This is a genomic window from Silanimonas sp. (genome assembly GCF_027531545.1).
GTDB lineage: Bacteria > Pseudomonadota > Gammaproteobacteria > Xanthomonadales > Xanthomonadaceae > Silanimonas.
The window spans coordinates 1-23,964 of the sequence record NZ_JAPZSC010000010.1; the positions used below are offsets into that span (position 1 = coordinate 1).

The 23,964-nt window shown below is 70.2% G+C and carries 24 protein-coding genes; 20 read left to right on the plus strand and 4 right to left on the minus strand.

Annotated features, from left to right (window positions below):
- The first annotated feature begins 264 nt into the window (after positions 1-264).
- Positions 265-732, plus strand: a complete 468-nt coding sequence (locus O9280_RS07665; protein WP_298340840.1) for a DUF192 domain-containing protein — start codon at positions 265-267, stop codon at positions 730-732.
- Positions 733-786: 54 nt separating this feature from the next.
- Here O9280_RS07665 and O9280_RS07670 read toward each other — a convergent pair whose 3' ends face one another.
- The gene (locus O9280_RS07670; protein ID WP_298340842.1) at positions 787-969 is read right to left on the minus strand and encodes a rubredoxin; all 183 of its coding nucleotides are present in this window, start codon (positions 967-969) and stop codon (positions 787-789) included.
- Positions 970-1,040: 71 nt separating this feature from the next.
- Here O9280_RS07670 and thiE point away from each other — a divergent pair, with 71 nt between their 5' ends.
- The 8 genes from thiE to O9280_RS07710 all read left to right on the plus strand — a co-directional run bounded on the left by thiE (position 1,041) and on the right by O9280_RS07710 (position 7,759).
- Entirely contained in the window at positions 1,041-1,697 is a 657-nt protein-coding gene (thiE, locus tag O9280_RS07675) for a thiamine phosphate synthase (RefSeq protein ID WP_298340844.1), read from the plus strand.
- 13 nt (positions 1,698-1,710) lie between these two features.
- Positions 1,711-3,006, plus strand: coding sequence for a glutamate-1-semialdehyde 2,1-aminomutase (gene hemL, locus O9280_RS07680; RefSeq protein WP_298340846.1), 1,296 nt, complete (start codon positions 1,711-1,713; stop codon positions 3,004-3,006).
- Positions 3,003-3,644, plus strand: coding sequence for an HAD family phosphatase (locus O9280_RS07685; protein ID WP_298340847.1), 642 nt, complete (start codon positions 3,003-3,005; stop codon positions 3,642-3,644). The genes hemL and O9280_RS07685 overlap by 4 nt, the downstream gene beginning before the upstream one ends.
- Positions 3,634-4,773: a PLP-dependent aspartate aminotransferase family protein gene (locus tag O9280_RS07690; protein WP_298340849.1), complete on the plus strand. Its 1,140-nt coding sequence runs from the start codon at positions 3,634-3,636 to the stop codon at positions 4,771-4,773. The genes O9280_RS07685 and O9280_RS07690 overlap by 11 nt, the downstream gene beginning before the upstream one ends.
- Positions 4,774-4,992: 219 nt before the next feature.
- Complete coding sequence (locus tag O9280_RS07695) at positions 4,993-5,565, plus strand: DUF2878 domain-containing protein (RefSeq protein WP_298340851.1); 573 nt, start codon at positions 4,993-4,995, stop codon at positions 5,563-5,565.
- Entirely contained in the window at positions 5,562-6,350 is a 789-nt protein-coding gene (locus O9280_RS07700; protein ID WP_298340853.1) for a DUF1295 domain-containing protein, read from the plus strand. The genes O9280_RS07695 and O9280_RS07700 overlap by 4 nt, the downstream gene beginning before the upstream one ends.
- Positions 6,351-6,378: 28 nt before the next feature.
- Positions 6,379-7,152, plus strand: coding sequence for a hypothetical protein (locus O9280_RS07705; protein WP_298340855.1), 774 nt, complete (start codon positions 6,379-6,381; stop codon positions 7,150-7,152).
- A 31-nt stretch (positions 7,153-7,183) separates the two neighbouring features.
- The gene (locus O9280_RS07710) at positions 7,184-7,759 is read left to right on the plus strand and encodes a lipocalin family protein (RefSeq protein WP_298340857.1); all 576 of its coding nucleotides are present in this window, start codon (positions 7,184-7,186) and stop codon (positions 7,757-7,759) included.
- Positions 7,760-7,844: 85 nt separating this feature from the next.
- Here O9280_RS07710 and O9280_RS07715 read toward each other — a convergent pair whose 3' ends face one another.
- Both O9280_RS07715 and O9280_RS07720 read right to left on the minus strand, forming a co-directional pair.
- Positions 7,845-8,480 (minus strand): FMN-binding negative transcriptional regulator, encoded by a 636-nt coding sequence (locus O9280_RS07715; RefSeq protein WP_298340859.1) that lies wholly within the window; start codon positions 8,478-8,480, stop codon positions 7,845-7,847.
- A 27-nt stretch (positions 8,481-8,507) separates the two neighbouring features.
- The gene (locus O9280_RS07720) at positions 8,508-9,323 is read right to left on the minus strand and encodes an NAD(P)-dependent oxidoreductase (protein ID WP_298340861.1); all 816 of its coding nucleotides are present in this window, start codon (positions 9,321-9,323) and stop codon (positions 8,508-8,510) included.
- Between the two features lie 122 nt (positions 9,324-9,445).
- On the opposite strand from O9280_RS07720, the gene O9280_RS07725 reads away from it, so the two are divergent.
- Complete coding sequence (locus O9280_RS07725; protein WP_298340863.1) at positions 9,446-11,440, plus strand: bifunctional DedA family/phosphatase PAP2 family protein; 1,995 nt, start codon at positions 9,446-9,448, stop codon at positions 11,438-11,440.
- 4 nt (positions 11,441-11,444) lie between these two features.
- On the opposite strand, the gene O9280_RS07730 is transcribed toward O9280_RS07725, so the two are convergent.
- Positions 11,445-12,044: an LON peptidase substrate-binding domain-containing protein gene (locus tag O9280_RS07730; RefSeq protein ID WP_298340865.1), complete on the minus strand. Its 600-nt coding sequence runs from the start codon at positions 12,042-12,044 to the stop codon at positions 11,445-11,447.
- Positions 12,045-12,617: 573 nt separating this feature from the next.
- On the opposite strand from O9280_RS07730, the gene O9280_RS07735 reads away from it, so the two are divergent.
- The 10 genes from O9280_RS07735 to leuB all read left to right on the plus strand — a co-directional run bounded on the left by O9280_RS07735 (position 12,618) and on the right by leuB (position 23,947).
- Positions 12,618-14,222 carry a dihydroxy-acid dehydratase gene (locus tag O9280_RS07735; protein ID WP_298340867.1) on the plus strand — a complete coding sequence of 535 codons (1,605 nt, stop codon included), beginning with the start codon at positions 12,618-12,620 and terminating at the stop codon, positions 14,220-14,222.
- 75 nt (positions 14,223-14,297) lie between these two features.
- The gene (gene ilvC / locus O9280_RS07740; RefSeq protein WP_298340869.1) at positions 14,298-15,347 is read left to right on the plus strand and encodes a ketol-acid reductoisomerase; all 1,050 of its coding nucleotides are present in this window, start codon (positions 14,298-14,300) and stop codon (positions 15,345-15,347) included.
- Complete coding sequence (gene ilvG / locus O9280_RS07745) at positions 15,344-17,035, plus strand: acetolactate synthase 2 catalytic subunit (RefSeq protein ID WP_298340871.1); 1,692 nt, start codon at positions 15,344-15,346, stop codon at positions 17,033-17,035. Before ilvC ends, ilvG begins: the two co-directional genes overlap by 4 nt.
- Positions 17,019-17,255, plus strand: coding sequence for an ACT domain-containing protein (locus O9280_RS07750; protein WP_298340873.1), 237 nt, complete (start codon positions 17,019-17,021; stop codon positions 17,253-17,255). Before ilvG ends, O9280_RS07750 begins: the two co-directional genes overlap by 17 nt.
- Complete coding sequence (locus O9280_RS07755) at positions 17,246-18,109, plus strand: aminotransferase class IV (protein WP_298340875.1); 864 nt, start codon at positions 17,246-17,248, stop codon at positions 18,107-18,109. Before O9280_RS07750 ends, O9280_RS07755 begins: the two co-directional genes overlap by 10 nt.
- Positions 18,109-19,251 (plus strand): threonine dehydratase, encoded by a 1,143-nt coding sequence (locus tag O9280_RS07760; protein ID WP_298340877.1) that lies wholly within the window; start codon positions 18,109-18,111, stop codon positions 19,249-19,251. Before O9280_RS07755 ends, O9280_RS07760 begins: the two co-directional genes overlap by 1 nt.
- A complete protein-coding gene (locus O9280_RS07765; protein WP_298340879.1) occupies positions 19,248-20,822 on the plus strand; it encodes a 2-isopropylmalate synthase in 1,575 nt (524 codons plus the stop codon). The genes O9280_RS07760 and O9280_RS07765 overlap by 4 nt, the downstream gene beginning before the upstream one ends.
- Positions 20,819-22,249, plus strand: coding sequence for a 3-isopropylmalate dehydratase large subunit (leuC, locus tag O9280_RS07770; protein ID WP_298340881.1), 1,431 nt, complete (start codon positions 20,819-20,821; stop codon positions 22,247-22,249). Before O9280_RS07765 ends, leuC begins: the two co-directional genes overlap by 4 nt.
- Positions 22,246-22,827: a 3-isopropylmalate dehydratase small subunit gene (gene leuD / locus O9280_RS07775; protein ID WP_298340883.1), complete on the plus strand. Its 582-nt coding sequence runs from the start codon at positions 22,246-22,248 to the stop codon at positions 22,825-22,827. The genes leuC and leuD overlap by 4 nt, the downstream gene beginning before the upstream one ends.
- On the plus strand, positions 22,817-23,947 hold the full coding sequence (gene leuB / locus O9280_RS07780) for a 3-isopropylmalate dehydrogenase (RefSeq protein WP_298340885.1): 1,131 nt from the start codon (positions 22,817-22,819) through the stop codon (positions 23,945-23,947). The genes leuD and leuB overlap by 11 nt, the downstream gene beginning before the upstream one ends.
- Positions 23,948-23,964: the final 17 nt, after the last annotated feature.

Genomic DNA, 23,964 nt, shown 5'->3' on the forward strand with positions numbered 1-23,964 from the left:
CGTTTCGCCCGAGGGAGCCGCACACTATACAGCAGTTTCGAAGTTCGTCAACACCGTAAAGCGAAACTTTCTTCTCAACCCCCCTCCGCCGCGCCGCTCGTTTCCGAGCCACCCTGCGAAGGGGCGCGAACTATAGGCAACTGGCATGGGGCATTGCAAGCCTCTTGAATGAACGAACTCGCAGGCGCGGCGAATCGTTCATTCCTATCGGGCGAAACGGGGCGCCACCCTACAATCGACGGCTCCTATCGACCGGGACCACCCATGCGCCTGCGCCTCCTTACAAGCCTCTTCGCCCTGGCCGCCGTCCTCGGCGCCACTGCATGCAGCGGCTCGGGCGGCCGACATTGGGTAGAAGTGGGCGGACAGCGCTTCGATGTCGAACTTGCCGACGATTTCGACGAGCGCGCGCGGGGCCTGATGTTCCGCGAATCGATGGCGGCCGATCACGGAATGCTCTTCGTCCACGAAAACGAGGCGCCGCTCGCTTATTGGATGAAGAACACCAAGATCCCGCTCGACATCCTGTACTTCGATGCCGATCGGAAACTGGTGTCGATCCAGCGCGGCGTGCCGACCTGCACCGCGGGCGACCGCTGCCCGAACTACCCGAGCCGCGGGCCGGCCAAGTACGTACTGGAGCTCAATGCCGGACGCTCCGATGCCCTAGGCCTCGAACGCGGCGATGTGATCACTTTCTCGGAGGGCATTCCCGAGACGGGGCAGCCCTGACCCGACGGACCGACCCGTCGAATGGCTTCGGCGTTCGGATACCCGAAGGAACGGTCAGGCCTGGACCATCTCGAAGTCAGCCTTCGACACACCGCACTCCGGGCATTGCCAATCCTCCGGGATGTCGGCCCAACGCGTGCCAGGGGCGATGCCCTCCGAGGGCAGCCCTTCGGCCTCGTCATAGATGAACCCGCAAACGACGCAGATCCAAGTGGTGTAGGCGGCAGAGGTGGCCATGGCTTCCGGACGATTCGTGGAATGCCGGAAGCCTGCCATGCCGCACACGTCCTGACGAGTACGATACGACCATGACGCTGCGCGGCCTCTACCTCATCACGCCTGACGACGACGACAGCGATCGACTCTTGGAACGCGTCGCCGCCTTGCTGCCGGCCAAGCCGGCGCTGCTGCAGTACCGGAACAAGCGCGCGGACGCCATGCGGCGCTTCGACGAGGCGCGGGCACTGAAGGCCCTCTGCGATGCGGCGGGCGTGCCGCTGGTCATCAATGACGATTGGCGCTTGGCCCTGGACGTCGACGCGGCCGGCGCACATCTGGGCGAGGACGATGGCGACGTGGCGGAAGCCCGCCGAGTGGCACCCCGGCTGCTGCTGGGCGCCTCCTGCTACGACGAACTCGCCCGCGCGGAGCGTGCGGTCGCGGCCGGCGCCGACTACATCGCTTTTGGCGCCTTCTTCCCCACGCAGACGAAGACGACCACCCGGCGTGCGACACCCGAACTGCTCAGCGCGGCGGCACCCTTGCGTTGCCCGCGAGTGGCCATCGGCGGCCTGACGCCGGACAATGCCGCGCCTCTCGTCGCCGCCGGCGCCGACCTGCTGGCCGTGGTTGGCGCGGTGTTCGATGCGCCCGAGCCTTTGACCGCGGCGCGCCGTTTCAACGCCTTGTTCGACGGCACCCCGGCCGTCGCCGGGCGAACGGCGAGCGCCACCTCCCTTTCCTGAATCGATGCAACGAATGAAGACCGACACCAGCCACGCCCTCTACACCCGCGCCCTCGACCTCATGCCCGGCGGCGTCAATTCGCCGGTACGCGCCTTCAAGTCCGTGGGCGGCGAACCGTTCTTCGCCAAGCGCGCCAAAGGCGCCTGGATCGAAGACGTGGACGGCAACCGCTATGTCGACTACATCGGCAGCTGGGGCCCGATGATCGCCGGCCATGCCCGCGAGGAAGTGCTCGACGCCGTCCGCGAAGTGATGGTCGACGGCCTCTCCTTCGGCGTGCCGAACCCGCTCGAGGTGACGATGGCCGAGGCGATCACCGCCATCGTGCCGAGCTGCGAGATGGTGCGCATGGTGAACTCGGGCACCGAAGCCACGCTCTCGGCGATCCGCCTCGCGCGCGGCGCCACGGGCCGCAACCGCATCGTCAAGTTCGAGGGCTGCTACCACGGCCACGGCGACAGCTTCCTCGTGAAGGCCGGCTCCGGCGCGCTGACCTTCGGCCTACCGAACTCGCCGGGCGTGCCGAAGGCGCTGGCCGACCTGACCCTCACCCTTCCGTTCAATGATTTCGCCGCGGCCACCGCGCTGTTCGACGAAGTGGGCACCGACATCGCCGGCGTGATCGTCGAGCCCGTGGTGGGCAACGCCAATTGCATCCCGCCGGAGCCGGGTTACCTCGAACACCTGCGCGCCCTCTGCACCAAACACGGCGCTCTGCTGATCTTCGACGAGGTGATGACCGGCTTCCGCGTGGCCCTCGGCGGTGCACAGCAGCTGTATGGCGTGCAGCCCGACATCAGCACCTTCGGCAAGATCATCGGCGGCGGCATGCCCGTGGGCGCCTACGGCGGACGCGCCGAGCTGATGCGGCAGATCGCGCCGGCCGGCCCGATCTACCAGGCTGGCACGCTGAGCGGCAATCCGGTGGCAATGGCCGCGGGGCTCGCGACGCTGAAGATCATCCAGCAGCCGGGGTTCTACGAAGGGCTCGCGAAGACGACGGAGACGCTGGTGGCCGGCTTCCAGGCCGCCGCCGACGAGGCCAGCATCGCGTTCTCGACCCGCCATGTCTGCGCGATGTTCGGGCTGTACTTTACGGCAGAGCGCGTGACGAGCTTCGAACAGGCCAAGGCCGCCGACACCGCGCGCTTCAACCGTTTCTTCCACGCCATGCTGAAGCGCGGCGTCTACCTCGCGCCGTCGGCCTTCGAGGCCGGCTTCGTGTCGTCCGCGCACGGCGACGCCGAGATCGCGCACACGCTGGAGGCCGCGCGTGCGGCCTTCCGCGAGGTCGCCGCGGCCGCATGACGCCAAGGCCGCGCCCGAAGCTGGTGGTGTTCGACCTCGACGACGTGCTCGTCGAGTACCAGCGCGAGCGCCGGGTCGATGCGCTGGCGCGCTCGGTGGGCGCAGCCCCCGCGACCGTGTTGGAGGCGCTGTTCAAGAGCGGTTTGGAGACGAAGAACGACCGCGGCGAACTCGGGCTCGAGGATTACCTCGACGCCGTGCGGCGCCGCCATGGCCTCGACATCCCGATGGAGGCCTTCATCGATGCGCGCCGCCAAAGCATGCGCCTGCGGCGCGAGGTGCTGGGCTTGGCCGAACGCATCGCGCCGCAGACGACGCTGGCGCTGTTCACCAACAACGGCCAATGGCTTGGGCGGCAGTTGCCGAAACTCTTCCCCGAGCTGCGGCCCCTGTTCGGCACCCGGATGATCACCACCGGCCAGCTGGGCCTGACCAAACCCGACCCGCAGGCCTTCTACGCCTGCCTGTCGACGCTGGGTTTTTCCCCGGCGTCGGCGCTGATGATCGACGACCGTACGGAGAACGTGGGGGGCGCCCAGAGCGCCGGCCTCGACGCGATCCACTACACCTCGCCCCCGCAACTCGCCGGTGAACTGCTGCGCCGGGGCTTCGACCTGGAACCCGTGCATGCGCCCTGAGCTCCACCTTGCAACCCTCGCCGTCCACGCGGGCGGCGAAGCCGATGCCCACAACGGCGCCGTGGCTCCGCCGCTGCACCTGTCGACCACGTTCAAGCACGGCCCGGCCGCCGAACGACTGGCGGGCTACGAGTACCAGCGCGAAAGCAATCCGACGCAGGATCGCCTGGAGACCGCGCTCGCCGCCCTCGACGGCGGCGAAGCGGCGCTCGCGTATGGCTCGGGCATGGCGGCGATGACGGCGGCGCTCGAATGCTTGCCGGCCGGCAGCGACGTGCTGATCCCCGAGGACTGCTACGCCGGCCTGCGCTCGCTGGGCGCGGAGTTCCTGCCCGAGCGCGGCGTGACGGTGCGTCGTGTCGACCAGTGCGACGCAGCCGCGGTGGCCGCGGCGATGACGCCGTCCGTCAAGATGATCTGGGCCGAGACGCCGTCGAACCCGCAGTTGCGGATCGCCGATCTCGCCGCACTCTCCGCGATCGCGAAGCAGCACGGGGCGCTGCTGGCGGTGGACAACACGTTCGCCACGCCGGCCCTGCAGCGGCCGATCGCGCTGGGCGCCGACCTCGTGATGCACTCCACCACCAAGTACATGGGCGGCCACAGCGACGTGATGGGCGGCGCCCTCGTGTTCGCGAGGCGCGACGACCTGTTCGACAAAGCCGCCCATCGCCGGCACATCACGGGCAACATCCTCGCCCCGTTCTCGGCCTGGCTGACGCTTCGCGGCCTGCGCTCGCTGCCGGCGCGCATGGCCTGGCACTGCGCCAACGCCCGTCGCGTGGCCGAATTCCTCGCCGCGCAGCCGGCCGTCGAGACGGTCTACTGGCCCGGCCTTCCCGCCCACCGCAACCACGCCATCGCGGCGCGGCAGATGTCGGATTTCGGCGGCATGGTGTCGGTCACCTTCAAGGGCGGCCGCGAGGCGGCGCTGGCCTTCGCCGGAGCCGTCGAAGTGTTCACCAACGCCACCTCGCTGGGCGGCGTGGAATCGCTGATCGAACACCGCGCCTCGGTCGAGGGGCCGAACCCGGTGTCGCCACCGGGGCTGCTTCGGCTGTCCGTGGGCCTCGAGCACGGTGACGATCTCGTCGACGACCTTCGGCGCGGGATCGACGCGCTGCGCTGAGCGCACGGGTCGCGCGGCCCAGTCGTCGACCGTCCGCGTGCGGCGCCGCGCGCACAGGCGGCCGCGCATCCCCGGGTTCGCCCCGGCTTCACGCGCTAGGCGCCGCTGGTGCCAATGGCGACCGGCGCGCGTCGACCGCTGATGAGACCGCGCCACCGCTGATGCAGGACTTCACCGGCCCATCGCGAAGGCCGGAACCGCCGCAGCGACGATGCCTCCGTGCCCGACGAACCGGGTGTCGACGGAGATCTCGCAATGCAGTGGCTGGTGTTCAACGTCCTCGGCTTCCAAGCCGTCTGGTGGGCCTGCGTCATCGGCGCCGGCAAGGGCTGGCCATGGGCCGGACCCGTCGCCGCCGTGCTGTATGCCGCGGCCCATCTTCACTTCTCGCCGACCCGACGCCGGGACGTCCGCCTCCTCGCGAGCGCCCTCGTGGTCGGCCTGGTCCTCGATGGGTCGCTGGGGGCCAGCGGCCTGCTGACCTACGCGGCCGCCGGCGAAGTCCGGCTCATCGCTCCTCCCTGGATCCTGGCCCTGTGGGCGGGCTTCGCGCTGACGCTGACGCACTCCATGGCCGCCTTGGCCTCCCGCCCTTGGGCGGCCGCGGCCCTCGGGGTCCTCGGCGGGCCGCTGGCCTACGCCAGCGCCGCGTCGGTCGCGGGTGCCGTGCGCTTCGACCACGGCATGGTGGAGGGCCTCGTCGCCATCGCGATCGGCTGGGGCGTGGCGATCCCGCTGCTGTACGGCATCGACAAGCACCTGGCGAAGAACGAGCGGGAGGCCATCGCATGAGCACCCTCGGCATCGTGATGTTGATCTGGGGCCTGGCCGCGGCGGGGATGAGCCTTGCTTTCCTCTACGCAAGGCGGGAGAAGAACATGGGCTACGTCGACGTGTTCTGGGCGCTGGGCATGGCGGTCGCGGCGGTGATGGCCGGCCTGCTGGGCGAGGGCAGCCTGGCCTCCCGCGTCCTCGTGGCCCTCTTCGGCGGTTTCTGGGGCGTCCGCTTGTTCCGGTTCCTCTGGCACCGCGTGCGCGGGGAGGCCGAGGACGGTCGCTACCAGACCATGAGGGCGGCGATCGGGGACGGCGCGCCGCGCTGGTTTGCCTTCTTCCAGCTTCAGGCCCTGGTGATCGCTTTGTTCTCCCTGCCCTTCGTTGCCGCCGCGGCTGGCGCGGGCAGCATCGACAGCGTCTGGATCTGGGCGGCGGCCGCGGTGTGGGCGATTGCCGTCGCTGGCGAAACGCTGGCCGATCGTCAGCTCGCGGCGCATCGTCGCGACCCCGCTCAGAAAGGTCGCACGTGTCGCCGCGGCCTGTGGGCTTGGTCCAGGCACCCCAACTACTTCTTCGAGTGGGTCCACTGGTTCGCCTACGTCGCGCTGGCGGCGACGGGGCCCTTGGCCTGGCTGGCGCTGGTCGGCCCCCTCCTGATGTTCGCCTTCCTCTGGCGGGTGAGTGGCATTCCCTGGACGGAAGCGCAGGCCCTGCGCACCCGCGGCGACGACTATCGCCGTTACCAGCAGGAAGTCAGCGCCTTCTTCCCCCTTCCACCACGCACCCACCGCGCCTCCTGATCCGGCGCCCCTCGTGGAGACACAGGTCATGACCAGAACAACACGCGTCGCCTTCGCCATCCTCGCCCTGCTGCTGCCGGCCGCGGCGACCGCGACGATCCAGCAGGAAATCGCCACCGCTCGGGACCTGGAAAGCCGGGAGGTCCTGTTCCGCGAGCAGCACATCGTCCGTTTCGACAACGGAGAGCCGGCGGAGCGGCTCGTGATGTACCGCTGCCTCGACGGCCAGGCCTTCGCGCGGAAGTGGGTCCGCTATGCGGACACGCCCTCGGCACCGTCGTTCCAACTCGAGGACGCCCGCAGCGGCTATCGCGAGGGCGCGGAACGGACCGCTTCGGGCACCCGCGTGCGCTGGACGCCGCCCGGCGGGAGCGAAGCGTCGGGACTTCTGCCTTCGGGCCCCCTCGTGGCCGATGCTGGCTTCGACGAGTGGGTCCGCGGCTACTGGGACCCCCTCACGCAGGGCAAGACCCTCGAGATGCGCTTCCTCGTCCCGTCCCGGCTTCGGGCCTATGAATTCGATGTGTCGCCGATCGATTCCGGATCGCCCGACCTCCAGGCCTTCCGCCTCCAGTTGGGCGGATGGTTTGGATGGCTGCTGCCGTCGATCCGGGTGGCCTATGACGGCCAGACCAAGCGATTGCGCTGGTTCGAAGGCCTGTCGAACCTTCGCGACGACGCAGGCGAGGCGCCGATGCAGGTGAGGATCGACTTCCCGCCCAAGCCGACGCCTGCCGACCAAACCACCCTCGACACGGCCGCCCGGGAAGCCCTCGTTGGCTGCACCGTCCAACCCGCATGACCCCCCACAACCGAAAACGCAGGAACCCCTCATGAACCATCCGCCGCGAGAAAAGACGCGCCTTTTCCGATGGATCGTGCTCGCCGCCGCCCTGCTGCTGGTTGCTTGCGCCGGCAAGGAGCCCCGCCCCATGCCCCCGCTGTCCCCCGCCCCCTCCGTGGACCTCCCGAGGTTCATGGGGACGTGGTACGTCATCGCGCACGTGCCGTACTTCTTCGAGGAGGGGAAGGTCGCCACGCGGGACGAATACCGCCTGCGGGCGGACGGCCGCATCGACAACGACTTCGTCTACAAGGACCGCTTCGGCGAAGACGACAAGCGGTGGCGAGGCATATCCACCGTGATCCCGGGCAGCGGCGGCGCCCGTTGGAAGGTGCAGTTCGTCTGGCCGTTCTCCACCGAGCTCGTGGTCGTGCATGTCGATGACGATTACCGGGGCGCCGCGCTGGTAACGCCGAACCGGAAGCTGGCATGGGTGTTCGGCCGCGAGCCCACCATGGAGCCCTCGCGTTACGAGGCCCTGCTGGATCGACTGGCCGCGCAGGGCGTCGACCGGAACGCCCTCCGCCCGGTTCCGCAAGTCCCTCCCACCGAGAACGGGGACTGACGCTCCGTCGGTTCCGATCACCGGGGCGTGCTGGATGACCGGCACGCCAACCACCCTTCGTTGGACCACGGAACGGAGAGGACCGTCAGCTGCGCGCCGGTCGCGCTCCGCGCATCGCCTCGGCCAAGGCGAGTTCGCCGCGCTGCTCGAGGGTTTCGACGACATTGCGGAAGTCGCGTTCGTCGCGGTTCTGGCTGAGCTTGCGCTTGCCTTCGATCCGCTCGATCGCGATCTCGATGGCGACGATGTGGGCGAGTTCCGACGCGAGGTAGTCGGCCGGCGCATCGCCCATCTTCCAGGGCACCGGCTCGCCCGCCTCGCTCTGGCGCGTGAGCTTCGCCACCGTGCCGCGGACGGCGTTCGTGTCGTCGAGCACCCGGATGCGGCCATGCACGTGCACGACCTCGTAGTTCCAGGTCGGCACATGGCGGTGGTGCTCGTGCTTGCTCGGGTACCAGCTGGGCGAGATGTAGCCCTGGACGCCGCGGAACACGACCATCACCGCATCGCCCTCGCCCACCGCGCGCCAGACCGGATTGGCGCGTGCGACATGGGCCAGCAGGGTGCCGGTGGGGCCGCGCTCCGCTTCGAGCACGAAGGGCAGGTGCTCCGCTTCGAGCCCCGCCGCGGTCGCGGTGACCAGCATCCCCAGCGGGTGCTCGCGGATCAGGCGATGCCATTCCTCGGGCCGGTGTTCGGCGAACTGGGCGGGTTGGTACATGGGCGGATCCGGTTCCCGAGCGTGCTGTCAGAGGAAGAGATCGGGCGACAGCGGCTTCGACGGATCGACGGCATAGCGCGCGAAGTCGGTCTCGCCGGCCTCGCGCAGCACGTCCTCGTCGATCAGGAACCGGCCGTGGAATCCGCGCGCCTCGCGGCACAGTGCCGCGTGCGCGGCGTCGGCGACGATCGCTGGCGTTCGGCAGCCGGAGACATCGATGCCCGGGATCATGTTCAGCGCATCCGTGGCGATGACGGTCTTCGGCCACAGCGCGTTGACCGCCACGCCCTGCGGGCCGAACTCCGCAGCGAGTCCGAGCGTGACGAAGCTCATGCCCATCTTCGCCAGCGTGTAGCCGGTGTGCGGGCCCCACCACTTCGGGTCGAGAGTGGGCGGCGGCGCGAGGGTGAGGATGTGCGGGTTCGACGCCTTCAGCAGATGTGGCAGGGCTTTCTGGGCGCAGAGGAAACTGCCGCGGCTGTTGACTTGGCTCATCAGGTCGAAGCGCTTCATCGGGGTCTCGAGCGCGCCCTTCAGCCAGATCGCGCTGGCGTTGTTGACAAGGATGTCGAGCCCGCCGAAGCGCTCGACCGTCGCGGCGACGGCGGCCTCGACGTCGGCTTCCTCGCGGATGTCGCACTTGATGGCCAGGCCGCGGCCACCGGCCTCGTCGACCGCGGCGGCGGCGCTGTGGATGGTGCCGGGCAGCTTCGGGTTCGGCACCGCGGACTTGGCGGCGATGGCCACGTTCGCGCCGTCGCGGGCAGCACGCAGGGCGATCGCGAGGCCGATGCCGCGGGAGGCGCCGGTGATGAGCAGGGTCTTGCCGGAGAGGCTGGGCATGTGCGCGGTCGGCCGAAGGGAGAGCGCTAAAGAGTAGCGAGTCCCGCGGGCGGAGAGGATTGGGCGTGACGCGTCGCAGCAGCGTCATCCGGACGCCTTGCCCCGACACCTATAATCGGCGGATGGACTCCATCCGCTGGGACGCCCTTCTCGACTGGATCTCCCGCCACCCGCTCGCGGCGGGCGTGGTGATCTTCCTGATCGCGTTTGGCGATGCGCTGCTGATCATCGGCGTGGCCATCCCGGCGACGCCGCTGCTTTTCGCGGTCGGCACGCTGGTGGGGCTCGGCCATATCGACGGCACGTATGCGGTGGTCTGCGCCGCACTCGGCGCCTTCTGCGGCGACGGCGTGAGCTACCTCGCGGGGCGCCGCTATGGTGATTCGCTGAAGACCCGTTGGCCGTTCGCCCAGAACCCGCAGTGGCTGGCGCGCGGCGACATCGCGTTCCGCCGGCACGGCATGAAGAGCCTCGTGATCGGGCGCTTCGTCGGCGCCATCCGGCCCTTCATCCCGGCCATCGCCGGCATGGTGCGGATGCCGGCACCGAAGTACGGCTTCGCCACGGGCGTCGCGGCCCTGCTGTGGGCCCTCGTCTTTCTGGCGCCAGGCTGGCTGTTCGGCGCCTCGCTGGACCTGGTGGCCGCGGTGGCGGGGCGCCTCGCGATCGTCATCGGCCTGGTGCTGGTGCTCGTCGCCGCCCAGTGGGCCGTGGTGCTGTATTCGTGGCGCTGGCTGGCGCCGCGCGCGCACGGCCTGCTGGTGCGATTGCTCGACTGGTCGCACCGCCATCCGGTGATGGGCCGCTATTCCGAAGCCCTGATCGATCCGAACCGGCGCGAATCGCCCTCCCTGCTGGTGTTCGCCGTCGTGCTGCTGTTCGGCGCCTGGGCCTTCTTCCAGCTGCTGATTTCGGTGGGTGGCGGCGAGGCCCCCTCGCGCTTCGACCTCGTGGTCCACCAGACGATGTTTGGGCTGAGGCACCCGCTGGCCGACCCGGTGATGGGTTTCCTCGCCACCTTGGGCGACCCGATCGTGCTGGGCCCAGCGGTGGCTGCGGTCGCCGCTTGGCTGTTCTGGCGCAAGCGCCGCATCGCCGCCTGGCACTGGATCGCGGCACCGAGCTTCGCGATCGCGTTCGCCTGGGCCCTGGGCTGGCTGATCGACCTGCCGAAGCCGCCAGCGGCCACGGCGGTCAGCGGATTCTCCTTCCCCTCGCAATCCGTGCTGCTGGCGACGACGGTGTACGGCTTCTTCGCGGTGCTGGTGGCGCGCGAGATGCCGGGCCGGCGCCGCGTGTGGCCGTATGTGGTCGCCGCGCTGCTCGTGGGCCTGCTCGGGTTCTCGCGCCTGTATCTCGGCGCGCATTGGCTCTCCGACGTGCTCGCCGGCGCCAGCCTTGGGTTGCTGTGGATCACCGCGCTGGGCATCGCCTACCGGCGACGCGTGGTGCGCTCGTTCTGGGTGCGCCCGGTCGCGGCGATCTTCTTCGGCATGGTGCTGCTGGTGGGCGGTTGGCACGCCGCACGATCGGCGGACGACCTCGTCGCCGCCTTCGATCCGCCGATCGAGCGCCGGGCGATCGACGCCGAACGCTGGATCCGGGGCGACGCCGACCTCGACCTGCCCTCCCGCCGCAACGAGCTGCGCAGTCGCGACGCTTGGCTCCTCAACGTGCAATACGCCGGCCACCTGCCGCCTCTGGTCGAACAGCTCCGCGCGGCAGGATGGACGCCCTTGCCCCAGGCCGACTGGCGCGGGCTGCTGATGATGCTGGACGACGACGCCACGGCGACGACGCTGCCGATCATGCCGGCAACGCACGAAGGCCACTCCGAAGCCCTGCTGATGGTGCGGACCGGGGCGTCTCCGGAAGAACGCGAGGTACTGCGCCTGTGGCCGGCGCCCTATTCCCTCGGCCGCGGCGACGAACCGCTATGGCTGGGCACGGCCCAGACGCTGCGCTTCGCCCTTCGCGGGGACGGATTCCTGAGGTACTGGGCGGCACAGGACGACCAGAGCGTCGCCTTCGCCCGGGTGGCCGCGGACACCGCTTCGCTGCGCGTGGGCGACAACGGCCAGGTGCTGCGCCTGCGCACGCCGCGCCCGGTCAACTGACCCTTCAGGCGAGCTGCGGCAGCCAGCGCAGCAAGGCGTCGAGGCGCAGCGAGGGGTCGTCTTCCTCGAGCAGGTGGAGGCGCTGGTCGGTATCCAGTGGCAGCAGTTCCGCGAGTCGGCATGACACCCAGCCGGCATCATCGAAGCAGGCGTTGTCCGCGAAGGCATGCGGGCCGCCGGCGCGCTCCAGCATCCGCTTGAGCAGGTCAACGAGGAAACCGTGCTGCGGCTCGACCACGACGCGAGGCGTGGGCGGCAGCCAGCGCACTTCGGCCACCACGAGGCCGTCGGCCTGGGCGGCCGTGCTGGCGACGGCGAACCGGCGCTCGCCCTCCACGGCGATGCCGAGCACGCCGCCGGGCTGCACGTGGAAATCGACGATCCGCGCCTCGGTGCCGATCTCGGCAGGGTGCGCCGGGCCGCCGACTTCCGGACCGTCCACGATCAGGGCGATGCCGAAGCTTTCACCCTTGCGCGCGCAGCGCTTGACCATGTCGAGGTAGCGCGGTTCGAAAACGCGCAGGGCCATCACGCCACCGGGCATCAGCACGGCCTTGAGGGGAAACAGCGGGAGGGAGTGCGTGGCGGCAGAGTGGTGGGCCATGGCGGACCGGTCGGGGCGGGGCGTGAGGGCGACGCAAGGATGGTGGCGGCGCGGCCCGCAAGGTCGTGACACAGGGCTCAACCCGCGCATGTCGGGATTCGGAATGCGAAATCTGCGGTGAGGCCGTCAGTTCTTTTGGCAACCAAGACCTTTTCCCATCAATGACTTGGCATCGAGTTTTCACTCGAATGAGGTCCACATCACGACAAAGTGTTGACAGCGTGGAAAAGCCCGTGGTCTTGTCGGGTCCATGAACTTCAACACCCCGACCCTCACTGCGCGCACCGCCTCGGCCCTCCCGGCCGCGGTCCGTGACGTCGTGCTTGTCGCGGTTGTCCCCGCACTTATTGCGGTTGTTGTCGTCGTCCTTCTTATTAGCCCCTTCACCGGAGCGGGATCGACGTGACCTAGCAACAACGCAACAACAAGGTCCGAAACGAAAACCCCGCTCCGGCAACGGAGCGGGGTTTCGCGTTTCAGGCCTTCGAAAACTCCCCGAAGCCTCGAAGCCGCCATCGCCCCGTGAATTCCGACCAGATCAAATCCGGCCCCTCCCGCGCCCCGGCCCGCGCGATGCTCCGCGCCACCGGCCTCAACGATGCCGATATCGCCAAGCCGCTGGTCGGCGTGGTGCACACGTGGTCGGACATCTCGCCCTGCAACCTGACGCTGCGCGAACTGGCGCAATCGGCGCGCGAGGGCATCAAAGCCGCGGGCGGCACGCCGATCGAGTTCAACACCATCGCCGTCACCGACGGCATCGCGATGGGCACCACCGGCATGCGCGCCTCGCTGCCCTCGCGCGAGGTGATCGCCGATTCGATCGAACTGGCCGTGACCGGCCACTGCCTCGACGCGGTGGTGGTGCTGGTGGGCTGCGACAAGACCATCCCGGCCGCGGCGATGGCGCTGGGCCGCATGGACCTCCCCGGCGTGGTGCTCTACGGCGGCACGATCCAGCCGGGCGTGTGCAAGGCGAAGAAGATCACCGTGCAGGAGGTCTTCGAAGCGGTCGGCGCGCACGCCGCCGGGCGCATCGACGACGCCGAACTGGGCGAGATCGAGCGCCGCGCCTGCCCGGGCGCCGGCGCCTGCGGCGGCCAGTTCACCGCCAACACCATGGCCATGGTGCTGACCACGCTGGGCCTGTCGCCGATGGGCCTCAATGACATCCCGGCCACCGACCCGGCGAAGAAGGACGCCGCGTTCCGCTGCGGCGCGTTCGCGATGGACGCCTGGCGCGCCGGTCGTCGGCCGCGCGAGGCGATCACCGCGGAAGCGCTGCGCAATGCCGCGATCACCGTGGCCGCGACGGCCGGCTCGACCAATGCCGTGCTGCACCTTCTGGCCATCGCCCACGAAGCCGGCGTGCCCTTCCCGCTGGAGGAATTCGAAGCGGCATCGCGCACGCCGGTGATCGCCGACCTGAAGCCCGGCGGCCGCTTCACCGCGGTCGAACTGCATGCCGCGGGCGGCACGGCGCGCGTGCTGGACGAGTTGCGCGCCGCCGGGCGCATCTCCGACACGGCGACCATGACCGGCCAGACCCTGTTCGCGGCCGTGGATGCGGCGATGGCGAACCCTCCGGCTGCTGGTGACATCACGCCGACCGAGGTGGTGCCGGGCTTCGCCTCGCCGCTGAAGCCGCACGGCGGCTACTCGGTGCTGTACGGCAACCTCGCGCCGGAAGGCTGCATCTGCAAGCTGCCGGCCAAGCACCGTCGCCACGAGGGCCCGGCGCGCGTGTTCGATTCCGAGGACGCCGCCTTCGCCGCCGTGCAGGCGCGCGCCATCCAGCCGGGCGACGTCGTCGTCATCCGCTTCGAAGGCCCGGCCGGCGGCCCCGGCATGCGCGAGATGCTGGCCGTCACCGCCGCGCTGGTGGGCCAGGGCCTCGGCAACGACGTCGCACTGATCACCGACGGCCGTTTCAGCGGCGCGACGCACGGCTTCATGGTCGGCCACATCAGCCCCGAGGCCGCGCGTGGCGGCCCGCTCGCGCAGCTGCGCGACGGCGACCGCGTGGTGATCGACGTCGACGCCCGCGAGATCCGCACCGACGCCGACCTCGCTTCGCGCGAGCCCGCCCGCATCGAACCGCGCGTGCGCCACGGCGCGCTGGCCAAGTACGCCCGCAGCGTCGCCTCCGCCAGCCGCGGAGCGATCACGACCGGATAGACCGTTAGAAACCGTAGCGCCTCCCACTCGTTCCTCTCTCCTCGCTCTTCCACTCGCTTCCCAAAGGACACCGCCATGACCACCGCCATCACCACGCCCGCCGCCCTGGAACACCGCACCGTCGCCGTCATCGGCTACGGCAGCCAGGGCACCGCCCACGCCAAGAACCTGCGCGACTCCGGCGTCCGCGTCATCGTCGGCCTGCGCGCCGGCGGCCCCACCGAAGCCAAGGCCAAGGCCGACGGCTTCGAAGTGCGCGAACCCGCCGATGCCGTGCGCGCCGCCGATGTCGTCGCCGTGCTGACGCCCGACATGGTCCAGCCGCAGCTTTACCAGCAGCACATCGCGCCGAACCTGAAGGCCGGCGCCTGCCTGCTGTTCGCCCACGGCTTCAACGTGCACTACGGCCAGATCAACCCGCGCCACGACATCGACGTCGTGCTGGTGGCGCCGAAGGGCCCGGGCGCGCTGGTGCGCCGCGAATTCGAGATCGGCCGCGGCGTGCCGAGCGTTTACGCCGTGCACCAGGACCAGAGCGGCTCGGCCGAGACGATCGCGCTGGCGTATTGCTCGGGGATCGGCGGCGGTCGCGCGCAGCCGATCAAGACCACCTTCAAGGAAGAGACCGAGACCGACCTGTTCGGCGAGCAGGCCGTGCTGTGCGGCGGCGCCACCAAGCTGGTGATGGCCGGCTGGGAGACGCTGGTCGAAGCCGGCTACCAGCCCGAGATCGCCTACTACGAGTGCCTGCACGAGCTGAAGCTGATCGTCGACCTGCTGTACGAAGGCGGGGTCACGCAGATGCACCGCTTCATCAGCGAGACCGCCCAGTACGGCGACCTGACGCGCGGCCCGTACGTGGTGGACGAGCACACCCGCACGCAGATGAAGCGCGTGCTGGCCGAGATCCAGGACGGCCGCTTCGCCCGCGAGTGGATCGCCGAGTACCGCGCCGGCAACCCGAACTACCGCGCGCTGAAGCAGGCCGACCTGGAGCATCCGATCGAGGCCGTGGGCCGCAAGCTGCGCGCCGCGATGCCGTGGCTGCAGCCGCGTGGCGAAGCACCGGCCAATCCGTCGACGACGGCCACCCCGCAGGCGACCCCCGCCGAGGCCGGTGCATGAACGGAGCCGAGTGGCTGGTGAAGGCGCTCGAGGCCGAAGGGGTCGACACCCTCTTCGGCTACCCGGGCGGCTGCATCATGCCCTTCTACGACGCCCTGCTCGGCAGCACGATGCACCATGTGCTGGTGCGCCATGAGCAGGCCGCCGCGCTGGCCGCGAACGGCTACGCGCGCCACAGCGGCCGCGTCGGCGTCTGCGTCGCCACTTCCGGCCCCGGTGCGTCGAACCTCGTCACCGGCATCGCCGACGCGCTGCTGGATTCGGTGCCGATGGTCTGCATCACCGGGCAGGTGCCGACGCACCTGATGGGCACCGACGCGTTCCAGGAGCTGGACGTGTTCGGCATGACCCTGCCGATCGTGAAGCACAGCTACCTGCCGCGTTCCGTCGATGAGTTGCCGGCGGTGCTGCACGAGGCCTTCCACCTGGCGCGCAGCGGTCGCCCCGGCCCGGTGCTGATCGACCTGCCGAAGGACGTACAGCTGGCGAAGGCCGACCACCTGCCGGCGCCCGCGCCGCTGATCAGCCCGCCGGTGGTGAATGCCGTGCCGGTGGGGCTGGTGGAGGCGCTGGCCCTGATCGCGCGCTCGAAGAAGCCGGTGGTCTACGGCGGCGGTGGCATCGCCATCGCCGATGCGACGAAGGCTTTCCGCCGCTTCATCGCGGCCACGAAGATGCCCACGGTGCTGACCCTGCGCGGCCTGGGCGCCCTGCCCTTCGACCACCCGCAGTTCCTCGGCATGCTGGGCATGCACGGCTCGCGCGCCGCGAACCTGGCCGTGCAGGAGAGCGATTTGCTGATCGTCGTGGGCGCACGTTTCGACGACCGCGCCACCGGCAAGCTGGCCGAGTTCGCCCCGCACGCGAAGGTGATCCACCTCGACGCCGACCTGGGCGAGATCAACAAGCTGCGGCGCGCGGATGTCTCGGTGCATGGCCGCATCGACAACAGCCTGAACGCGCTGTGCGCCGCCATCAGCCGCTGCGACGACTGGCGCGCCCTGTGCGCCGAGCGGGCCCACAAGCACGCTGCCCGCTACGACGCGCCCGGCACCGACATCTACGCCCCGGCCCTGCTGAAGCGGCTCTCGGAGCTGGCGCCGGACGCGATCGTCGCCTGCGACGTGGGCCAGCACCAGATGTGGGTGGCGCAGCACTGGGGCTTCAAGGACCCGACGCATCATCTGAGCAGCGCAGGCCTCGGCACGATGGGCTTCGGCCTGCCGGCGGCGATCGGCGCGCAGCTGTCGAACCCCGGCGCCACCGTCGTGTGCGTCAGCGGCGACGGCAGCATCCAGATGAACATCCAGGAGCTGGCCACCGTCGCGCGCGAGCGCCTGCCGATCAAGATCGTGCTGCTCGACAACCAGGCCCTCGGCATGGTCCGGCAGTGGCAGGAGCTGTTCTTCCAGGAGCGCTATTCGGCGGTCGACCTGTCGGACAACCCCGATTTCGGGCTGATCGCGCAGGCCTACCGCATCCCGGCGATGCGCCTGGACGCCCGTGCCGACCAAGAAGCCACGCTCGCGGAATTCCTCGCCATCGAGGGCCCGGCCTTCCTGCATGTCGCCATCGACCAGAAGGCCAACGTGTGGCCGCTGGTGCCGCCCAACAAATCCAACACCGAGATGCTCGACGCCCCCGCGGCGGACGAGGCCAAGGAGTTCGTCCATGCACTACCAACTTGACGTCCAGCTGCGCCAGAGCGAAGGCGCGCTGGCCCGCGTGCTGGGCACCGCACAGCGCCGCGGCTACTGGCCGCTGTCCATGCAGGCCGAGACCGACCCGCGCTCATCAGCGTGGACGCTGTCGATGAAGGTCGAGAGCGAGCGCTCGGCGCACGGCCTGAAGTCGCAGCTCGACAAGCTGCACGACTGCCTCGCGGTGGAGGTGGCGCCATGTCGCTGATGCAGTTCTGCGACGGCGAGATCGCCGAGGCCGAAGCCTTCAGCGTTCCGCTGACCAGCCACGCGCTGCACTACGGCACGGGCGTCTTCGAGGGCATCCGCAGCTACGCCACCGACGACGGCGGTGCGGCGGTGTTCCGCCTTCCCGAGCATCTGGAGCGCATGCGCAAGGGCGCCGAGGCGCTCGGCATGAAGTTCGACGTCGCGCAGGCCACCGACGCCGTGCTGGCCACGCTGCGCGCCAACGGCCACCGCGACGCCTACATCCGCCCGCTGCTGTGGTTCAACGCGGGCGGGCTGGGCCTCGACGTCGACAAGCTCAGCGAGCGCCTGATGGTCGCCACCCTGCCGTGGACCTCTCATCTGGGCACGCACCGCGTGCGCCTGACCGTCTCGCCCTTCCGCCGCAACCCGGCCAAGGCACTACCGCCGCTGAAGCTCTGCGGCAACTACGTGAACTCGATCCTGGCCAAGCGCGAAGCCACGCAGCGCGGCTTCGGCGAGGCGCTGTTCGTCGACGATGGCGGCTTCGTCGTGGAGTGCACCGGCGAGAACGTGTTCATGGTGAAGGACGGTCGCGTCACCGCCGTCGAGCACGGCGACGCCCTGCCCGGCATCACCCGCGACACCGTGATCCAGCTCACCGGCGCCGAATCGCGCCCGGTGCGGATCGAGGAACTGAAGGCCGCGGACGAAGTGTTCCTGACCGGCACCTCGGCCGAGATCGCGCGGGTCGAGGCCATCGACGAGCGCGTGTTCGCCGCCTCGCCCTTCGGCGATGCGCTGTCCGCCCGCTATGCCGACATCGTCCGTGGCCGCAGTGAAGCAGCCCGTCACTGGCTGACGAGGGTCTGATGCCGCTGGACGCCGCCCGCGCCGACGTGACCGCCAGCGACGTGCTGGCGGCCAGCGCGCGCCTGCGGCGCTACCTGCCGCCGACGCCGCTGCATTACGCCGAGCGCTTCGGCTGCTGGCTGAAGCTGGAGAACCTGCAGCGGACCGGCGCCTACAAAGTGCGCGGCGCGTTGAACGCGCTGCTGGCGGCCCGCGAACGCGGCGACCGCCGCACGGTCATCACCGCCTCGGCCGGCAACCACGCGATGGGCCTCGCCTGGGCGGCGCGCGAGCTGAAGGTCCCGGTCATCACGGTGATGCCAGTGACCGCGCCCGTCGTGAAGGCGCAGGGCGTGGCCTTCCTCGGTGCCACCGTGCGCCAGAACGGCCAGACCTACGACGAAGCCAAGGCCCACGCGCTGCAGCTGGCCGAGCAGCACGGCTTCCGTTACCTCTCCGCCTTCGATGATCCGGACGTCATCGCCGGCCAGGGCACGCTGGGCATCGAACTCACCGCGCACGCGCCCGAAGCGGTGCTGGTGCCGATTGGCGGCGGCGGCCTTGCGGCCGGCGTGGCGCTGGCGCTGAAGTCTCAAGGGGTACGCATCATCGGCGCGCAGGTGGAGGGCGTGGATGCCATGGCCCGAGCCTTGAAGGGCGATGCCTCGCCGATCGCACCGAAAGCCACGCTCGCCGACGGCACGCGCGTCGCCGAAGCCGGAACGCTGACCCGCGAAATCCTCTCGCGCTTGCTGGACGACCTCATCATCGTCCGCGAGGCCGAGCTGCGCGAGACGCTGGCCCGGTTGATGCTGGAAGAACACATCGTCGCCGAAGGCGCCGGCGCGCTGGCGCTGGCCGCCGGACGTCGCGTGGCCAGCCGCCGCAAGGTGGCCGTTGTCTCCGGCGGCAACATCGACGCGGCGGTGTTCGCGCAACTGCTTCTCGACACCCGGCCGCGCCCGCCGCGGCCACCTCGGCGCCGCGCCGCCGACCCGTTCACTGCCGAGGCGCCCGCCTCGCGCCCCGCCATTTCGCCGGTCGCACCGACGACCGGCACCGCTTTCGCCAACGCCACCCCTGGTCGTTCGGCGACGGCGGCGGTGCCCCTCCCCGGCATCGCCGCCACTTTCTCCAAGACCCCTGAAGGATCCCTGCCATGAGCCCCGCACCGGAGCGCATCCGCATCTTCGACACCAGCCTGCGCGACGGCGAGCAATCGCCCGGCTGCAGCATGGACGCCGCCCAGAAACTGCGCTTCGCGCTCGCCCTGGCCGAGCTCGGCGTCGACACCCTCGAAGCCGGCTTCGCCGCCAGCTCCGACGCCGATGCCGACGGCATCACCCGCGTCGCTCGCGCGCTCCGCGGCACCGGCACCGGGGTTTGCAGCCTCGCCCGCTGCCGTCCCGGCGACATCGAAGCCTCCGCCAAAGCGCTGGAGCAGGCCGAAGCGCCGCGCATCCACGTCTTCATCGCGACCAGCCCGCTGCACCGCCAGCACAAGCTCGGCTTCTCGCAGGCCGAAGTGGTCGACGCGGCCGTCCGCGCGGTCGAGCACGCGCGCCGGCTGGTGGACGACGTCGAGTTCTCTGCGGAAGACGCCATCCGCACCGAGCCGGAATTCCTCGAAGAGGTCTTCCGTGCCGCGGCGAAGGCCGGCGCCCGCACGCTGAACGTGCCGGACACGGTCGGCTACACCACCCCCGCCGAGATCGAGGCCCTGTTCCGCCGCCTGCGCGCGGCCATCGGCGACGAGGCCATCCTCTCGACGCATTGCCACAACGATCTCGGCCTGGCGGTCGCCAACTCGCTGGCGGCGATCGCCGGCGGTGCCCGCCAGGTGGAATGCACGATCAACGGCATCGGCGAGCGCGCCGGCAATGCCGCGCTGGAGGAACTGGTCATGGCGCTCAACGTGCGCGCCGACCGCTTCCCCTTCCGCACCGGCATCGACACCACGCGTTTGGTCCCCACCTCGCGCCTGCTGACGCGCATCACCGGCATGGCGGTCCAGCGCAACAAGGCGATCGTCGGTGCCAATGCCTTCGCGCACGAAAGCGGTATCCACCAGCACGGCATGCTGAAGCACCGCGACACCTACGAAATCATGCGTCCGGAGACCGTGGGCTGGGCGCGCTCGCAGATGGTGCTGGGCCGGCACAGTGGCCGCTCCGCGGTCAACGAGCGTCTGGGCTTCCTCGGCTTCTCGCTGGACGAGGCCGCCGCCGAGCGCCTGTTCGCCCGCTTCAAGACGCTGGCCGAGAAGAAGAAGGAAGTCTTCGATGCCGATCTCGAAGCGCTGGTACTGGGCGAAGACGCGAGCGCGGCGGGCTGGCAGCTCACCGCCTTCCACCTGAGCACCGGCGCCGGCCAGGGCGAGCAGCCCGCCGCCGCCATAGAGCTGCGCGACCCGCAGGGCGAATCGCACTTCGGGCGCGGCAGTGGCGATGGCCCGGTGCATGCGCTGTTCGCTGCACTGACGGAAGCGCGCGGCATGCATGTCGACGTCGAGAGCTACGCCGTGCACAGCGTCAGCAGCGGCGAAGACGCGCAGGGCCAGGCCAGCTTGAGCACCCGCCACCACGGCGAGGAGCTGACGGCGAGCGCCACCAGCACCGACATCCTCGAAGCCAGCGCCCTCGCGTGGCTGGCCTTGGCGCAGCGCATCGCGCGCCGCCCGGGCCCCGCCGTGGCGCCGACCCGCGACATCGCCGCCTCGGAGGCCCGCGCATGAGCACGCCGCGCACCCTGTTCGAAAAGCTGTGGGACGCGCATTGCGTCCGCGAGGAAAGCGAGCGCGCGCCGGCCATCCTCTACATCGACCTGCACCTGCTGCATGAGGTGACCAGCCCCCAGGCCTTCACCGAACTCGCGGCCCGCGGCCTGAAGGTGCGCCGCCCGGAACGCCACAAGGCCACGCTGGACCACAGCACGCCGACGACGGCGGCCGATGCCTCGGGCCGCCTCGCCTACATCACGCCGCAGGCCGAAGCGCAGGTGGAGGCCTTGCGCGCGAACTGCCAAGCGCAAGGCATCGAGCTGTTCGACTGGGACAGCGGCAAGCGCGGCATCGTGCACGTGGTCGGCCCTGAGCTGGGCCTGACCCAACCGGGCATGACCATCGTCTGCGGCGACAGCCACACCGCAACGCACGGCGCCTTTGGTTCGCTGGCCTTCGGCATCGGCAGCAGCGAAGTCGGCCACGTGATGGCCACGCAGTGCCTGCTGCAGCGCAAGCCGAAGACGCTTGCGATCACCGTGGACGGCCGCCTGCCGGCCGGATGCAGCGCGAAGGACCTGATCCTCCACATCATCGGTCGCATCGGCGTCGCCGGCGGCACCGGGCAGGTCATCGAGTACCGCGGCACGGCCATCGAAGCGCTGTCGATGGAGGAGCGCATGACGGTGTGCAACATGAGCATCGAAGCCGGCGCCCGCGCCGGCCTGATCGCCGTCGACGACACCACGATCGATTGGCTGCGCGGCCGTGAACGCGTGCCGCAGGGCGAAGGCTTCGACACCGTGGCCAGGGCCTGGCGCCAGTGGCGCAGCGACGAGGGCGCGCGCTTCGATGCCGAGGTCCGCATCGACGCCGGCGACGTGCGCCCCACGCTCACCTGGGGCACCCATCCCGGACAGGTGGTCGCGGTGGACGCTACCCTGCCCAAGGCCGCGCCGGAGACGGTCGGCGCGCTGTCCTACATGGGCTTCGAAGGCGGCGCGCCGCTGGCCGGCCAGCCGGTGGACGTGGTGTTCGTCGGCAGCTGCACGAACGGCCGACTCTCCGACCTTCGCGAGATGGCCGCCGTACTGCGCGGCCGTCGCGTGCATCCGCGCGTTCGCATGCTCGTGGTGCCGGGCTCCGATGCAGTGAAGCGCGAGGCCGAGGCCGAGGGCATCGATCGCCTTGTCCGCGAGGCCGGTGCGGAATGGCGCGAGCCGGGCTGCTCGATGTGCATCGCCATGAACGGCGACACGGTGAAGCCGGGACAGCTCGCGGTGAGCACCAGCAACCGCAACTTCGAAGGACGCCAGGGCAAGGGCGCGCGCACCGTGCTCGCCTCGCCGGCCAGCGCCGCCGCCGCCGCGATCGCCGGCTGCATCGCCGATCCGCGCGCCTACGCCACCCCGCCGGCCATGGCCGAGGAGGCCACCGCATGAACCCGTTCCGCACCCTCGAATCGCCGATCGTCGGCCTGCCGCGCGCCAACATCGATACCGACCAGATCATCCCCGCGCGCTTCCTGACCACCACGACGCGCGAAGGCCTCGGCCGCCACGCCTTCCACGACTGGCGCTACGACGAGCAGGGCGCGCCGCGCGCCGACTTCGTGCTGAACCGCCCGGAGCACCGCGACGCGCGCATCCTCGTGGCGGGCCGCAACTTCGGCTGCGGCAGCTCGCGCGAGCACGCACCCTGGGCCCTGCTGGACGCCGGCATCCGCGTGGTCATCAGCAGCGAGATCGCCGACATCTTCCGCAACAACGCGCTGAAGAACGGCCTGCTGCCCGTGGTTCTGCCGGAAGCGGTGGTCGACACGCTGCTGGCCCAGCCCGGCCTGCGCCTGCAGGTGGATGTCGCCAAGCGGCGCGTCTACTGGCCGGACGGCGAGCACGTGACGTTCCCCATCGACGCCTTCGCCCAGACCTGCCTGCTCGAAGGCGTCGACGAGCTGGGCTACCTGCGGGCCCAGGACGCCGCCATCACCGCCTTCGAGGAGCGCCGCCATGCCGCGTGAGATCCGCATCACCGTGCTGCCCGGCGACGGCATCGGCCCAGAGGTCACCGCGGCAGCCGTGGCCGTCCTGCAGGCCGTCGGGCAGCGATTCGGCCAGACCTTCCGCATCGAGGAAGCGCTGATCGGTGGTGCCGCCATCGATGCCACCGGCCAAGCCCTGCCGCCGGCAACGGCCGAGGCCTGCGACCGCGCCGACGCCGTGCTGCTCGGCGCCGTCGGCGGGCCGAAGTGGAGTGATCCGAAAGCGCCGGTGCGGCCCGAGCAGGGCCTGCTGGCCCTGCGCAAGCAGCTCAACGTGTACGCCAACCTGCGCCCGGTGAAGCCGCATCCGGCGACGCTGAAGCATTCCGCCATCAAGGCCGAGGTGCTGCAGGGCGTCGATCTGGTGGTCGTGCGCGAGCTCACCGGCGGCAGCTACTTCGGCCGCAAGGAACGCCACGCCGATCGCGCTGTCGATGTGTGCGAATACACCGTCGAGGAAATCGAGCGCGTGGCCCGCCATGCCTTCCGGCTGGCGCGCACCCGCCGCGGCAAGGTCACCTCGGTCGACAAGGCGAACGTGCTCGAGACCTCGCGGCTGTGGCGCGAGACCGTCACCCGCGTGCACCGCGCGGAGTTCCCCGACGTGGTGCTCGAGCACCAGCTGGTCGATTCGATGGCGATGCACCTGATCTCACGGCCGCGCGACTACGACGTGGTGGTCACCGAGAACCTGTTCGGCGACATCCTCACCGACGAGGCCGCGATGCTGGCGGGCTCGATGGGCCTGCTGCCCTCGGCCGCGCTCGGCGACGGCCCGCGCGGGCTGTACGAACCCATCCACGGCAGCGCGCCGGACATCGCGGGCCAGGGCATCGCCAACCCCATCGCCGCCATTCTGAGCGTCGCGATGCTACTGCGGCATTCGCTGTCCCTGCATCGCGAAGCCGACGCCGTCGAGTCGGCCGTCGGTGCCGTCCTCGACGCGGGTGAAGGCAACGTTGCCCTGCGCGCGCGCGATCTCGGCGGCACGGCGAACACCGCAGCCCTGACTTCGGCGGTGCTGTCCGCACTCGCGGCAGACGCTCCACAGGCGAACGCAGCCGAACACGCCTTTCCCGCTGTCGAACTGCGCGACTGAGGGGCGACAGTTCCGAT

Bases quoted from the DNA above. Each gene is read 5' to 3' on its own strand.
- O9280_RS07665 (WP_298340840.1), top strand. From the start codon at position 265: ATGCGCCTGCGCCTCCTTACAAGCCTCTTCGCCCTGGCCGCCGTCCTC.
- O9280_RS07670 (WP_298340842.1), bottom strand. From the start codon at position 969: ATGGCCACCTCTGCCGCCTACACCACTTGGATCTGCGTCGTTTGCGGG.
- thiE (WP_298340844.1), top strand. From the start codon at position 1,041: ATGACGCTGCGCGGCCTCTACCTCATCACGCCTGACGACGACGACAGC.
- hemL (WP_298340846.1), top strand. From the start codon at position 1,711: ATGAAGACCGACACCAGCCACGCCCTCTACACCCGCGCCCTCGACCTC.
- O9280_RS07685 (WP_298340847.1), top strand. From the start codon at position 3,003: ATGACGCCAAGGCCGCGCCCGAAGCTGGTGGTGTTCGACCTCGACGAC.
- O9280_RS07690 (WP_298340849.1), top strand. From the start codon at position 3,634: ATGCGCCCTGAGCTCCACCTTGCAACCCTCGCCGTCCACGCGGGCGGC.
- O9280_RS07700 (WP_298340853.1), top strand. From the start codon at position 5,562: ATGAGCACCCTCGGCATCGTGATGTTGATCTGGGGCCTGGCCGCGGCG.
- O9280_RS07705 (WP_298340855.1), top strand. From the start codon at position 6,379: ATGACCAGAACAACACGCGTCGCCTTCGCCATCCTCGCCCTGCTGCTG.
- O9280_RS07710 (WP_298340857.1), top strand. From the start codon at position 7,184: ATGAACCATCCGCCGCGAGAAAAGACGCGCCTTTTCCGATGGATCGTG.
- O9280_RS07715 (WP_298340859.1), bottom strand. From the start codon at position 8,480: ATGTACCAACCCGCCCAGTTCGCCGAACACCGGCCCGAGGAATGGCAT.
- O9280_RS07720 (WP_298340861.1), bottom strand. From the start codon at position 9,323: ATGCCCAGCCTCTCCGGCAAGACCCTGCTCATCACCGGCGCCTCCCGC.
- O9280_RS07725 (WP_298340863.1), top strand. From the start codon at position 9,446: ATGGACTCCATCCGCTGGGACGCCCTTCTCGACTGGATCTCCCGCCAC.
- O9280_RS07730 (WP_298340865.1), bottom strand. From the start codon at position 12,044: ATGGCCCACCACTCTGCCGCCACGCACTCCCTCCCGCTGTTTCCCCTC.
- O9280_RS07735 (WP_298340867.1), top strand. From the start codon at position 12,618: ATGCTCCGCGCCACCGGCCTCAACGATGCCGATATCGCCAAGCCGCTG.
- ilvC (WP_298340869.1), top strand. From the start codon at position 14,298: ATGACCACCGCCATCACCACGCCCGCCGCCCTGGAACACCGCACCGTC.
- ilvG (WP_298340871.1), top strand. From the start codon at position 15,344: ATGAACGGAGCCGAGTGGCTGGTGAAGGCGCTCGAGGCCGAAGGGGTC.
- O9280_RS07750 (WP_298340873.1), top strand. From the start codon at position 17,019: ATGCACTACCAACTTGACGTCCAGCTGCGCCAGAGCGAAGGCGCGCTG.
- O9280_RS07755 (WP_298340875.1), top strand. From the start codon at position 17,246: ATGTCGCTGATGCAGTTCTGCGACGGCGAGATCGCCGAGGCCGAAGCC.
- O9280_RS07760 (WP_298340877.1), top strand. From the start codon at position 18,109: ATGCCGCTGGACGCCGCCCGCGCCGACGTGACCGCCAGCGACGTGCTG.
- O9280_RS07765 (WP_298340879.1), top strand. From the start codon at position 19,248: ATGAGCCCCGCACCGGAGCGCATCCGCATCTTCGACACCAGCCTGCGC.
- leuC (WP_298340881.1), top strand. From the start codon at position 20,819: ATGAGCACGCCGCGCACCCTGTTCGAAAAGCTGTGGGACGCGCATTGC.
- leuD (WP_298340883.1), top strand. From the start codon at position 22,246: ATGAACCCGTTCCGCACCCTCGAATCGCCGATCGTCGGCCTGCCGCGC.
- leuB (WP_298340885.1), top strand. From the start codon at position 22,817: ATGCCGCGTGAGATCCGCATCACCGTGCTGCCCGGCGACGGCATCGGC.